Annotated in this window: 13 protein-coding genes and 1 pseudogene; 9 read left to right on the top strand and 5 right to left on the bottom strand. The window is 69.0% G+C overall.

Annotated features, from left to right (window positions below):
* Window positions 1-16: 16 nt before the first annotated feature.
* Genes BKA25_RS13935 through BKA25_RS13925 form a run of 3 tightly spaced genes read left to right on the top strand, consistent with a single transcriptional unit; the run spans window position 17 to window position 3637 of the window.
* Complete coding sequence (locus BKA25_RS13935; RefSeq protein WP_069849257.1) at window positions 17-1399, top strand: SAF domain-containing protein; 1383 nt, start codon at window positions 17-19, stop codon at window positions 1397-1399.
* A gap of 47 nt (window positions 1400-1446) precedes the next feature.
* The gene (locus BKA25_RS13930) at window positions 1447-2808 is read left to right on the top strand and encodes a GntP family permease (protein ID WP_069849260.1); all 1362 of its coding nucleotides are present in this window, start codon (window positions 1447-1449) and stop codon (window positions 2806-2808) included.
* A 40-nt stretch (window positions 2809-2848) separates the two neighbouring features.
* Window positions 2849-3637: a DeoR/GlpR family DNA-binding transcription regulator gene (locus BKA25_RS13925; protein WP_069853646.1), complete on the top strand. Its 789-nt coding sequence runs from the start codon at window positions 2849-2851 to the stop codon at window positions 3635-3637.
* Between the two features lie 5 nt (window positions 3638-3642).
* On the opposite strand, the gene BKA25_RS13920 is transcribed toward BKA25_RS13925, so the two are convergent.
* Window positions 3643-4362 (bottom strand): GNAT family N-acetyltransferase, encoded by a 720-nt coding sequence (locus BKA25_RS13920; RefSeq protein WP_069849262.1) that lies wholly within the window; start codon window positions 4360-4362, stop codon window positions 3643-3645.
* On the opposite strand from BKA25_RS13920, the pseudogene BKA25_RS28660 reads away from it, so the two are divergent.
* Together BKA25_RS28660 and BKA25_RS28655 are read left to right on the top strand one after the other, a co-directional pair.
* Window positions 4361-4603: pseudogene (locus tag BKA25_RS28660) on the top strand (TetR/AcrR family transcriptional regulator); the annotation flags it as partial. The gene BKA25_RS13920 and the pseudogene BKA25_RS28660 sit on opposite strands and share 2 nt — an antisense overlap.
* Window positions 4604-4773: 170 nt before the next feature.
* Window positions 4774-5019, top strand: coding sequence for an LmrA/YxaF family transcription factor (locus BKA25_RS28655; protein ID WP_375791854.1), 246 nt, complete (start codon window positions 4774-4776; stop codon window positions 5017-5019).
* A 51-nt stretch (window positions 5020-5070) separates the two neighbouring features.
* On the opposite strand, the gene BKA25_RS13910 is transcribed toward BKA25_RS28655, so the two are convergent.
* Window positions 5071-5535, bottom strand: a complete 465-nt coding sequence (locus BKA25_RS13910; RefSeq protein ID WP_069849264.1) for a MarR family winged helix-turn-helix transcriptional regulator — start codon at window positions 5533-5535, stop codon at window positions 5071-5073.
* 172 nt (window positions 5536-5707) lie between these two features.
* Between BKA25_RS13910 and BKA25_RS13905 the strand changes: the two genes are divergently transcribed.
* From BKA25_RS13905 to BKA25_RS13890, 4 genes are all read left to right on the top strand, one after another.
* Window positions 5708-6586 (top strand): dioxygenase family protein, encoded by an 879-nt coding sequence (locus tag BKA25_RS13905; RefSeq protein ID WP_069849266.1) that lies wholly within the window; start codon window positions 5708-5710, stop codon window positions 6584-6586.
* A gap of 232 nt (window positions 6587-6818) precedes the next feature.
* The gene (locus BKA25_RS13900) at window positions 6819-8549 is read left to right on the top strand and encodes a SulP family inorganic anion transporter (RefSeq protein ID WP_236750793.1); all 1731 of its coding nucleotides are present in this window, start codon (window positions 6819-6821) and stop codon (window positions 8547-8549) included.
* Between the two features lie 88 nt (window positions 8550-8637).
* Window positions 8638-8970 (top strand): ArsR/SmtB family transcription factor, encoded by a 333-nt coding sequence (locus BKA25_RS13895; RefSeq protein WP_069849270.1) that lies wholly within the window; start codon window positions 8638-8640, stop codon window positions 8968-8970.
* Window positions 8967-9551, top strand: coding sequence for a GNAT family N-acetyltransferase (locus BKA25_RS13890; protein ID WP_236750795.1), 585 nt, complete (start codon window positions 8967-8969; stop codon window positions 9549-9551). Before BKA25_RS13895 ends, BKA25_RS13890 begins: the two co-directional genes overlap by 4 nt.
* A gap of 77 nt (window positions 9552-9628) precedes the next feature.
* Here the strand turns inward: BKA25_RS13890 and BKA25_RS13885 are convergent, their stop codons facing one another.
* From BKA25_RS13885 to BKA25_RS13875, 3 genes are all read right to left on the bottom strand, one after another.
* Entirely contained in the window at window positions 9629-10333 is a 705-nt protein-coding gene (locus tag BKA25_RS13885) for a lytic polysaccharide monooxygenase auxiliary activity family 9 protein (protein ID WP_236750797.1), read from the bottom strand.
* A 312-nt stretch (window positions 10334-10645) separates the two neighbouring features.
* Window positions 10646-11149: a DUF4232 domain-containing protein gene (locus BKA25_RS13880; protein WP_172803785.1), complete on the bottom strand. Its 504-nt coding sequence runs from the start codon at window positions 11147-11149 to the stop codon at window positions 10646-10648.
* Between the two features lie 111 nt (window positions 11150-11260).
* The gene (locus BKA25_RS13875) at window positions 11261-12496 is read right to left on the bottom strand and encodes an MFS transporter (RefSeq protein ID WP_069849273.1); all 1236 of its coding nucleotides are present in this window, start codon (window positions 12494-12496) and stop codon (window positions 11261-11263) included.
* Window positions 12497-12598: the final 102 nt, after the last annotated feature.

Here is a 12598-nt window from a genome sequence, read left to right as displayed (position 1 = left end):
GAGCACGGGAGAACCGATGAACCATGAGCTGCTGTTCGCGGCTGCGGGCGACAAGACCGTGACGTTCGCCCTCACCGGGGCCAAGGGCGGTTTCGCCCGCACACTGCTCGCACAGTCCAGGGTGATGCCCGGACTCGCGCCCGCCGTGCTCTGCGACCTCGATGTTCCCGGCCTGCACGAGCTGTGCCGCGAACTCGGATTCGCCGAGTCCGAGCTCGTCGTCGCGACCACGCCTGCCGAGGCCGCAGCAGCCGTCGAGCGCGGCGCGGTGGCACTGGTCGCCGACATCGCGCTGCTGACCGCCGCGCCCTACGACATCCTCGTCGAGGCCACCGGCAATCCCGCCGTCGGACACACCGCGGCGCGCGATGCGCTGACCGGCGGCAAGCACGTCGCCATGGTCAGCAAGGAGGTCGATTCGGTGGCGGGCGTGGCGCTCGCGCAACTCGCCGAACGAAACGGACTCGTCTACACCACCGCCGACGGCGACCAGCCTGCCAACCTCATCGGCCTGCACAGCTGGGCCCGGCTACTGGGGCTGGAGATCGTGGCGATCGGCAAATCCGGCGAATACGACCTGGTGTTCGACCCCGAGACCGGACGGCTGACCCAACTCGACGAGACGATCGACGCCCCGGGGATGGCCGAGCTGCTGACCCTGGGTACCGATGTCGGCGCCACCCTGGCCGCCCGCGCGGAGGCGGTCGCCGCACTCCGACGCAGCGCCACCGCCGACCACTGCGAGATGTCGGTGGTCGCCAACAGCACCGGCTGCGTGCCGGACGTGGAGAGCCTGCACTACCCCGTCGTCCGCACGGCCGAACTGGCCGACGTGTACGCACTGCGCGCCGACGGCGGCATCCTGAACGGCACCGGAGTCGTCGATGTCTTCAGTGCGCTACGGCTGCCGGAGGAGGCGAGCTTCGCGGGCGGCGTCTTCGCCGTCGTACGCACCCACGACCCCGTCACCTGGGCCACCTTGGCGCAGAAGGGCCACGTTCTCAGCCGCGACGGCCGGTACGCCTGCATCTACCTGCCCTATCACCTGATGGGCGTCGAGACGCCGATCACGCTGCTCTCCGCCGTGCTGCACGGCCGTGCCTCCGGCGGCGGCGCGCCCCGGCAATACGCCGTGCTCGCCGGCCGGGCCGACCGCGACCTCGCAGCCGGCACCGTGCTGACCATGGGCGGCCACCACCACGACGTCGACGGAGTCCAGGCGGTGCTGCTACCCGCGGCGCAGGCGCCGGACGACACCGCCCCCCTCTACCTCGCGGCGGGCGCGACCCTCGCGCGCGACGTCGTCGCGGGCGAACTCATCACCCTCGACGACCTCACGGGGCACGACGAGGACCTGCTCGGGGCCTGGCGGGACGGGCTCGCCGTCAGCCGTCCGTGACCCCTACCCGCCTGCTCCGAATTCCTTGCTCTCAAGTTAGGTGACCCATGTCGGATCTCTACACGCTCGCCGCGTTCGGCATCGCGATCGTGGTTCTCGTGCTGCTGATCGCCAAATTTAAGGTTCATCCGGTCCCGACGCTGTTCATCATCGTCACCGCGTTGGGCCTGGCCCTGGGCATGGGCGGTCTCGGCACGATCGAGCTGGTCACGGAAGGCTTCGGTTCGACGCTGGCCAGTGTCGGACTGCTCGTGATCTTCGGCTGCGTGCTGGGCAAGATGCTCGAACTCGGCGGCGCGGCCCTGCGCATCACCGAGGAGACCGAACGCCTGCTTCCGGGCAAGAAGCTGCCGTGGGGCATCGCCCTGGCGTCGATGGTCATCGGAATCCCCTTGATCGCCGATACCGTGGTGTTGATGCTCATCCCGATCGTCTCGGTGATGGCGCACAAGACCGGCATCTCGATGATGAAGCTCGGCCCAATCCTCTACATCGGCGCCTACGTCTTCACCTCCACGATGCCCCCCGGACCCGGCCCGTTGGCGGCGACCTCGCTGCTCGGCGTCGAGATCGGAGAGGCACTGCTCTGGGGCTTCGTCGTCGGTTTCCCCGGCATCATCGTCGCGACGCTCTACCTGCTGCGGACCAAGACGCACGTCGACCCCAAGCCGGAGTACATCGCCGACCTGGGCACCGATGCGACGGGTTCCGGGGGCACCGGGACGAGCGTGGACACCAAGCCCAAGACCAGCCTGACCCTGTCGTTGATCCCGGTCCTGTTCCCCATCTCGATCATCATCCTGGCGTCCTTCCTGGTGCCGGTGCTGGGCGCGGAGTCCACGGCGGGGCAGATCCTCGGCTTCGTCGGTGAACCGGTGGTGGCGCTCTTCCTGGGTTGTATCTCGGCCCTGCCGCTGTTCGGGCGCCGTTGGCACAGCAAGGAGATCCTGTCGGATGCGTTCGAGCAGGGCTTGAAGCTGGCCGCGATGCCGATCGCGGTGACCGGTGTCGGCGGTGCGTTGGCACAGATCATCCGGGAGACCGGGGTCGCCGAGAGCATCGCCGGTGGCATCGAGACGGTCGGGATCTCGCCGATCTTCGTGCCGTTCCTGGTCGCTGCGGCGGTCTGCACGATCACCGGCTCCAATATCCTGGGCGTCATGACCGCCGCGGCGATCATGCAGCCGTTGATCGAGACGCTGGGCCTGTCGCCGTTGTCGATCTACCTGGCCTGCGCCACCGGGGCCCAGATCATGAAGCACGCGAACTCCTCGGGCTTCTGGGTGACGACCACGTTGTCGAACATGACGGTGGGGCAGGGCATCCGATCCATCGGCATCGCCTCGCTGCTGTCCGGGATCACCGGCTTCATCGTGCTGAACGTGTTGTTGGCGGTCGGTGTCGTCTGAGTCGCCCTGTACCGTCAAGCGCGCGAGGGAGGTCGCGATCATGGTCGAGGAGACTCCGCTGATCCCGGATCAGCGACGTGAGCTGCTGTTGAAGCACCTGCGAGGTCAGCTGGTACTCAGCGTCCACCAGTTGACCGAGATCCTCGGCGTCTCCCACATGACCGTGCGACGCGATATCGCGGCGCTCGAACGCGAGGGCCGGGCGTTCTCGGTCCCCGGCGGGGTGCGGATCGCCAGCCAGGTCCGGCAGGAACCCAGCTTCATCGACAAGTCGGTCACCGAGCGGCCGCAGAAGCTGGCGATGGCGCGGGAGGCGGCGCGTTTCCTTCGCGACGACACGACGGTGTATCTGGATGCGGGCACCACGATGCTGGCGATGGTGCCGTACATCCTGGAACACGTGGGCATGACGGTGGTGACCAACGACTTCTCGATCGTCGACGCCCTGGTCGGCAACACCGAGGTCGAGCTGATCCACGTGGGCGGCCGGATCGAGCACGCCAACCGCTCCAGCGTGGGGCGGTTGGCGGCCAGGACCCTCGAACAGCTCTCACTGGACCTGGCGTTGATCTCCACCAGTTCCTGGGATCTACAACGTGGCGTCACCACGCCGTCCTCGGCGAAGGTCGAGGTCAAGCAGGCGGCGATGGCGGCGGCATCGGGCTCGCTGTTGGTGGCCGGCAGCCCGAAGTACGGCACCTACGGCATGTACCGCATCGCGCGCCTGCGGGAGTTCGACGCGATCGTCACCGATGATGGGCTCGCCGAGGCGGCGGCGGACGGGATCCGCGACCTCGGCATCGAACTCGCGCTGACCCCGCCCGACTGAACGCCTCAGGGCCGCGCCGCGCCCGGCGCCCCCGCGCGTCGGTGCTTCGGCGGTGTGCTCGCGACCAGCACCGTCGCCACCGCCGACCAGCCCAGGGCCGAGTAGAGCCGTTCACCATCGGAGCTGGCGACGAGTAAGCCGGTGGTGGCGCCCAGCCGTACCGCCTCGGCGATCAGCGTGCTCATCACCACCGAGGCCAGGCCCCGCCGCCGGTGCGCGGGCCTGGTCTCGATGGAATGGGCCACGGCGTCGCTGCCGTGCACCGCCATCAAGCCTCGGGCGGCGATCGTCCTGGACGGGTGGCGCACGGTCGCCTCGATCACCGGCACGCCATCGGTGGGCCGGACCGCGAAGGTCGCGCGGTACGGATCCGGTGCGGGCAGCGGTGCGGTCGACTCCAACTCGGCGGTCATCAGGGTCTCGATGCCCGTGCCGAGGACGAGTCCGGCCTCGGTGAGGATCGTGGCGACCACCTCGGGATGCCGGGTCGGCACGGTGCACCAGGTCGGCACCGACGCTGCTGCGGTCGCTTCGGCCAGGGATCGGACGGAATCGAGGTCCTCCTCGGCGTGCAGGGCGATGCTCTCGGTGTGCCGATCCGGCTCGCCGTGCACGACGTGCAGGCCGCCGCGCGCTTCCACGGCGGCGGCCAATCCGCGTGCCGTTCCCCAGCCCGCCTGCCAGCGGCGGATCAGTTCGGGCAGCGGAGTCGTCGGTGCGTACATGTTGTACAGACAAGCACGGCGGTCCGACAGGGCACGCGGTGGACGTGCGGGCCTACCGTCGCGGACCGGCCATGACCCTTGTTCACGGAGTTCTCCCTCCACTCGGGACCGCATCGTGCGGGTGACCGCCCGGCTGCTGCAGCGGCAGGGCTACGAGGGCACTCCGATCAAGCAGATCGCCGCGGCCGCCGAGGCCACCCTCGGGTCCGTCTACCACTTCTTTCCCGGCGGCAAGCAGGAGCTGGCCGCCGAGGCGATCCGCTACAGCGACGAGGAGTTCGCCGAGGTGCTGCGCGCGGGCCTGGCGGCCGAGGCCGACTCCGCAGACGCGATGCTCGCCATCGTCACGCTGCTGGCCGACGGTCTGCGCGCATCGGACTGGCTGGGGGTTGCCCGGTCAACGCCACGGCGTTGGAGACCCTCGGCCGGACGCCCGATATCCAGCGCGCATGTGCGGCGGCGCTGGAGAACTGGCAGCGCATCGTCGCCGAGCGTCTACTCGCCGACGGATTCGAGGCGGTCGATGCCGACGAGCTGGCCTGCACCGTGATCAACACCATCGAGGGTGCCGAGGTCACGGCCCAGGTGGCCAGGGACGACCGGGCGCTGCGGATCGCGGGCCGGCACCTGTCCCGGCTGATCCGTTCCTCCCGGTAGACGGGTGCGTCGCCGGTCTCGCCCCGAACGGCGACGATCGGCGGTTCTCGATCAGATCGGGCCGGGCTCCGGTCCGGCCATCACGGCTGCGATGGCAGCCATCGCGTCGATCTGCTCGCTGGTGAGCCGATCGAACACCCGACGACGGACCTCGCGCACGTGGCCGGGTGCCGCCTCGGTGAGCGCGGCGAATCCGACGTCGGTCAACCTCGCCACCACGCTCCGGCCGTTGTCGGCATCCCGGCACCGGGAGACCCAGCCCCGGGATTCCAGCGTGCTCATCGCGTGGGACAGCCTGCTGGGGGAGATGTCGACCAGTCGAGCCAGCGAGGTCATCGATCTGCTGCGATCCGGGCACTCGGAGAGGTGCACCAGGATCTGGTAGTGGACGTGCGACATGTGCGCGTCGCGGCGCAGTTGGCGTTCCAGGCCCTCCCGTAGCAGTCGATCGGCATGGAGGTAGGCCCGCCAGGCTTGTTGCTCTCGGGGACTCAGCCAGCGAACACCGTCGGTCATCTTCCCAGTGTACAAGTCCTTATTGAAGCTTCAAGTGAACGAGGAGTACCGTGTTCCTTGAAGCTTCAAGCGAGCGTTGCGGGATGGCCGCGACGCTCCAGGCCGTCCGGTCTCCTCGGTGCGTGCATCGCGGTCGCCGGGGGCCGGGCTTGCCTGTCAGGAAGGACAGATCATGTTCTCGCCGATCAACCCCGAGATCCCCGCCGGAGCGTTCGACGCCTTCATCGGTGACGCGCTGACCGCCTCCAGGGCGCACCGCGAGTGGACCCCGGAGGACGGCCCGCTGCCCGCCCTCTACCTCAGCCATGGCGCGCCGCCGCTCTTCGACGACCCGCAATGGCTGCGGCAACTGCTCGCGTGGTCGCTAGCGCTGCCCAAGCCCCGCAGCATCCTGATCGTCAGTGCGCATTGGGAGGCCGCACCGGTGAGCCTGTCGGATCCAGCGGCGAACACCCCGCTGGTCTACGACTTCGGGGGCTTTGCCCGCCGCTACTACGAGATGACCTATGCCACCCCGGACGCGACGGCCCTGGCCGCCCGGGTCGCCGCCGCGATGCCCGACACGGAGCCGGTGCATCAGCACCTCGGCCGAGGGCTGGACCACGGGGCGTGGGTGCCGCTCAAGGCGATGTACCCGTTGGGCGACGTGCCGGTGCTCCAGCTCAGTCTCCCCACCCATGAGCCCGACCGGTTGTTGGCGCTGGGCTCGCGACTGCGGTCGCTGCGGGAGGAGGGCGTGCTGGTGATCGGCTCCGGCTTCATGACCCACGGCCTGCCGTATCTCGATCGCGAGATCATCACCAGGAATCTGGTGCCCAGCTGGTCGTCGGACTTCGATGCCTGGGCGAGCGAGGCGTTGGCCAGGGGAGACGTGGACGCACTCGCGTCCTACCGCTCCGAGGCGCCCGGCATGCCCTTCGCCCATCCGACGGTGGACCACTACATCCCGCTCTTCGTGACCCTCGGCGCGGCCGGTCCCGAACGACCGGTGACCACCACCATCGAGGGCTACATGATGGGCCTGTCCAAGCGGTCGTTCCAGGTCGCCTGAACCGCCGACCACAGGGCGGTCTCCTCGGGCCGCCGCCCGTTGCCCGGCCGGAGCCGTCGTGCGCCGGCCGCGTCCCCGGGCGGCGCACGAGTCGCGCACGGCGAGTGTGCGGCGTCACAGCTCCGACTGCGCCGCGTGACATCAATTGCATGTTTTCATAACTGCATAGATTCGAAATCCCTGCTGCACTGTCCGTCGAAGCGGACGGGCGGAGTCGACCGGAGTCGCCGTGGTGAGTCGAGAGAGCCCCGTCCCCGAGCGCAGCGCGGGCCTGCGTTCGCTGTTGCCCGGGCGATCCGATTGGCGCGCCGTGCGCCAGGCACCGCGCCGCGATCTGATCGCGGGCGTGACGGTGGCCGTGGTCGCGTTGCCGCTCGCCCTGGCCTTCGGAATCAGCTCCGGTCTCGGTGCCGAGGCGGGACTGATCACCGCGATCGTCGCGGGTGCGTTGGCTTCGATCTTCGGGGGGAGCAACCTGCAGGTCTCGGGCCCGACCGGCGCGATGACCGTCGTGCTGGTCCCCATCGTCGGCAGGTTCGGCGTGTCGGGGGTCCTGCTGGTCGGCTTGTTGGCCGGGGTCCTTCTCATCGTCCTGGCCCTGACCAGAGCGGGGCGGGTGGTTCGATTGCTACCGACGCCGGTGATCGTGGGTTTCACCGCCGGGATAGCGATCGTGATCGCTCTGCAGCAGGTGCCCGCGATGCTCGGTGTCGACGGACTGCACGGCGAGCGGGTCTGGGCGACCGCCGCCGAGGCGGCCGCGCGTTTCCTCGCCGACCCCCAACCGGTCCCGGTACTGCTGGCCTTGGGCGTGGCGCTGGTGACCTTGGTGGGCGGCCGTCGGTTCCCCGCGATCCCCTTCTCGTTGCCTGCCGTCGTCATCGCCACCCTGGCCGTCGTCGTCTTCGATCTCGACACCGCCCAGATCGGTGAGCTGCCCACCGGGCTGCCCGGGCCCGCACTCGACTTCGTCGACCTCTCGATCATCCCCGAACTGCTCCCCTCGGCCGTGGCCGTCGCGGCACTCGCCGCCTTGGAGAGCCTGTTGTCGGCGACGGTCGCCGACGGAATGAGCGACGGCGTCGAGCGGCACGACCCGGACCGCGAGCTGTTCGGCCAAGGAGTGGCGAACCTGGTCGTTCCACTGTTCGGCGGAGTGCCCGCCACTGCGGCCATCGCCCGCACCGCTGTGAACGTCCGCTCCGGCGCTCGGTCCAGGTTGGCGGCGTTCGTCCACGCGGTGGTGCTCGCGCTGGTGGTGTTCAGCCTCTCGGCGATAGTGGGGTTGATCCCCCTCGCGGCCCTGGCAGGCGTGCTGTTGGCCACCACCGTGCGCATGGTGGCGGGGCGCGAGCTGCTCACCCTGATCAAGGCCACCCCGCGTGACGCGGTCGTGCTGGTGGTCACCTTGATCGTCACGGTGGCGGTCGACCTGATCAGCGCGGTGGTCCTGGGAGTCGCGATCGCGGTCCTCCTCGCCACCGTGGCACTCGCGCGCGGAGCCCGAGGGGAACACGTCGTGGTGGACCACGGGGCGGACCGGGCATCGGCGGCGGAACGGCCCGACGGCATCGTCGCGCACCGCTTCGACGGCCCGCTCTTCTTCGCCACCGCCGACGGCTTCCGCCGCGAGGTCGCCGCGATCGAGCGGGCCAGGATCGTGATCCTTCGGATGTCGCGGATCTCGGGTATCGACGCGACGGGAGCGCAGGCGCTCGACGAGGCGATCGAGGAGCTGGAACGCGAGGGGGTCGTCGTCCTGCTCTCCGAGCTCCGGGATGTCCATGCCCGGCCCCTGCTCGGACTGCCGAATCTGGAACGGATCCGGACCACCGGCCGGATCTTCCTCGAACTCGCCGATGCTGTCGACCACGCGCGAACCCTGGCGCGGCGGGACCACCGGGCGGTGTCGCGGTCTGCGGAACCCCACGCGGGCCCCGATGCGAAAGAATGTGTGACATGAAGCTTGTGCCACGTCCGGTTCGGGCAGTGCTTGTCCCGAGTTCGCGCTGCTCGATCACGCCGTCGCTCGGATCGGGTGGGCGGGACCGGTGAGCACCCCACTGCACCGGCTCAAAGCCGAGTTCTTCAAGACGCTCGGGCACCCGGTGCGCATCCGGGTGCTGGAACTGCTGAGCCGTCGAGAGCATGCCGTCGGCGAGATGCTGTCCGAGATCGGTATCGAGCCTGCGGGTCTGTCCCAGCAGCTGGCCGTGCTCCGACGGGCGGGCCTGGTCGAGACCCGGCGCGAGGGCTCGGCGGTGTACTACTCCCTGACCAGCCCGCAGGTGGCCGAACTGATGGCGGTGGCCAGAACGATCCTGACCGGTGTGCTGTCGGAGCAGGTCGAGCTGTTGGAAGGACTGCGGGAACCGACGCCGTGACGGCCGACGACTCGATGTCGATCTCGACGGCTCGTCTGGTGCTGCGTCGGCTCACCGAGGCCGATGTCGACCTGTTGACCGCCCTCGATGCCGAACCCGAGGTCATGCGCTTTCTCACCGGAGGGAAGCCGACACCTCGGGAGGTGATGCGCGACGAACGGTTGCCCGCGATGCTCGCCGCCTCGGCGCACGACGAGATCCTCGGTTTCTGGGCGGCGTTCACCCGCCGGGGTGGTGATTTCATCGGTTGGTTCGAGCTGTGTCCCACGGCTTCGGTGGGCGAGGCGGAGCTCGGCTATCGGTTGCATGTCCGGGCCTGGGGACAGGGTTACGCGACCGAGGGAGCCGTCGAACTGCTGCGACGCGGTTTCGACACGGCCGGGCTGGAGCGGGTCTTCGCCACGACGATGGCGGTCAACCTCGCATCCCGACGAGTGCTGGAACGGGCGGGCCTGACCCCGGTGGGGATCCGCCACGAGGTGTTCGACGACCCGATCGAGGGAACGGAACACGGCGAGGCCGACTATGCGGTGACACGCCAGGAGTGGAACGGGCCCGTGAGCAGGCCCACCGCAGGCTGACGCAGGCTCCGGGGAAGCGGGCCGAGGCGGGAAGAGAACGGGAACGGTCGTTCCCGCCTCGGCTGCGGACGCTGCGACTAGCGGAAGATCACGTCACTGCACCCGTAGAACGTCTGATCGAAGTGGCTGGCCTGCCAGATCATGTAGACGATGTGTCGACCGGAGCGGCCGGAGGCGTCGACCTCGATGTCCACCGACACCCCGCCCAGCGACGGCTCGCTGCTCGGCGTGCCCTCGCCCGGTGCGATCCGCCCGGTCTCGCCGGCGAGTTCGAGGTCGCCCCACCCGAGTTCGTCGGTCAGCGGATCGAACCCCTGCCGGGTCACGTAGATCCGGTAGTAGTCGGCGCCATGCAGGGCCTGATCGTGGACGGTCGCGGTGAACCGGGTGTCGAGTTCGGTCGCCTCCCACGGGCCCGGCTCGTCGAGGGCCGCGTACCGGGTCCCGCCGGTGTTCCCGGCGCTGCAGAGCGTCCCGTCGGGGATGGCACCCTGGTGATCGCCGCCGACCTGCTCTCGGTAGAGCCCGTTCCAATTCCACATGGCATTGGAGTCGGCCTGCCATGCCTGGTAACACATCGGATCCTCGGTCGCCATCGCCGGATTCTGGAAGTCGTGTCCCCAGCGTTGCCAACAACCGTAGTTCCGGGACGGCGGGTCGATCGTCGAGCCGTGTCCGAAAGCGGAACCCGCCCATAACGTGGACAGGAACAGCACCACGACACCGGCTACGGCCAGTACTTTCATGGCGGCCGCCCGAGGCAGCAGAGTATGAGTGGACATAGCATCCCCACATCGTCGGAGGAATTGTCCCGCACCAGGGTAGCGCCGTCATCGGATGCGGTAATGCACCGTCTGGAGTAAATAAACAACGGTTGTCAATGGAATTGCCGGTTGAATTCTTCGAATAGGTTTCTCGTAACGCTGTCGAAACGAAGTGGATCGACGATGCGGATTTCGACGTCCGTGTCGACGATTCGCCCCGAGTCGCGACGGGGCCACTCGAATTCCTTTGGCACAATTATTTCAGTGGAAATTGAAATCCACCCCTCAGGGTGGTGGCGCACCACCACGACGACGAACGGCGCAGACGGGTCAGCCGGAATACGGCTCCCAGGCCGTGACATCCAGGGTGCCGGTGCTGCCCAGGTCGATCGGGCCGTCGGAGGTCACCGGCTGCGGCTCGTCTCCCGGCCGGGCTCGGACCTCCAGCGCGGTGCCGGTCAGGGCCACCGGGCCGCCGTCGCCCACCGTGTTACGCCAGTACGTCACCGCCCGCGCCATCTCACCCGGTTCGATCACGATCGGCTGCGGACCGGGGTCCTCCATGGGTGATGCGCCGTTGGTGATGGTGATCGGTAAGACCTGCCCGTCCTCATCGAGCACCCGCAGCGACGGGTATCCCGCCACCTCGAACGGGCCGGTGCCGCAGTTGATCAGGTCCAGCGGCATCGCCCGTTCCCCGGTCGCGGCGTCGCTGGGGCCTGCGGTGATCCGGACGCCGGGCGATGGGCAGTCCGTGCCCTGCTCGGAGCTCGTCGGCGGGGGCGGTGGTGGGGGGACCGGCGGCTGCGGTTGCGAGCACCCGGTCAGTGCCACCCCCATCGTCGTGATCAGCAGCCAGGGAGACCGTGCTCGGTGACGCGACCGGGCGGAGGAATTCACCGACAGAGCTTTTCACAGGCGGGAACGACATGGCTTCGTGCAGGCTCAGTCCCGGCGTGGGCCCGATCCGGCGCCGGCCGGAACGAGCCTGCGCGAGCGGCCCATCCGTGCGACGGCGATCGACAGGGCGGCGACTGCCAGCCCCGTCAGGCTCAGGGCCAGCCCGACCCACGCGGTGGAGGCGTAGCCCCACCCGGCGGCGATGGCCAGACCGCCCAACCACGCGCCCGCCGCGTTGGCGATGTTGAGCGCCGAGTGATTCGAGGCCGAGGCCAGCGATGGCGCGTCCGGCGAGACGTCCATCAACCGGACCTGCAGCGCCGAGGCGAGAATCTGGGCGGTGAACCCGATCAGGAACACCGAGATGATCGCGGGTACGGCGACCGTCGCCGTCAGTCCGAAGACCGTCAGGACCACCGAGATCGCGACGAGTGAGCCGACCACGGCGCCGGTGACCGAGCGGTCCACGAACCGGCCGCCCACCAGCGCGCCGATCGTCTGCCCGAGACCGAACACCGCCAACATCCACGGCACCGCGGCGGCGGGCAGGCCGGTCACCTCGGTCGTGGTCGGCGAGATGTAGGAGTAGACGGCGAACATGCCACCGAAGCCGACCATGCCGGTGATCAGTGCGAACCAGACCTGCAACCGTCCGAAGGCGCGCAGTTCGCCCACGATGCTCGCGCCCTGACCCGCGGGCATCCCGGGCACCAGCCGATGCAGTGTCCCGGCGGTGACCAGCGCGATGACGGCGACCGCCCAGTAGACGCTGCGCCAGCCGATCTGCTGGCCCGCCGCCGTGGCCAGCGGAACACCGACGAGATTGGCGACCGTCAGACCGATCATGATCCGTGCCACCGCGCGTCCTCGGCGCCCCGGTGGCACCAAGGCGGCCGCGACCACGGCGGCCACTCCGAAGAACGCGCCATGCGGTAGACCGGCGATGAACCGGGCCACGATGAGCAGCGACGGATTCGGTGCGATCGCCGACAGGCCGTTACCCACGGCCAACGCGACCATCAGCCCGATCAGCAGGCCCTTGCGGGGCAACCGAGCCGCCAGACTGACGATCAGTGGCGCGCCGACCACCACACCCAGCGCATAGAAGGTGATCGCATTGCCCGCCGCCGGGATGGAGATGCCGAAGGAATCGGCCATCTGCGGCAGCAATCCCATCGTGGCGAACTCGGTGACTCCGATGCCGAAGCCGCCCAGCGCCAGCGCGAACAGCGCCCCGCCTGCGCGGCCCCGCGAGGTGGTCTGAGCAAGGGGCAGCGGCATGCGGGACTACCTCCACTATCGGCCTCGGTGCATGGGGAACCGGATCCGCGCAGCACTGTCACCGATCAGCTTCCTGGACTTTAGTCGAGGAGTACCCGGCTT

The sequence above is a fragment of the Actinoalloteichus hymeniacidonis genome, assembly GCF_014203365.1.
GTDB lineage: Bacteria > Actinomycetota > Actinomycetes > Mycobacteriales > Pseudonocardiaceae > Actinoalloteichus_A > Actinoalloteichus_A hymeniacidonis.
The sequence above is the reverse complement of the archived record's forward strand: the minus strand, read 5'-3'. Positions and strand labels throughout refer to the sequence as shown.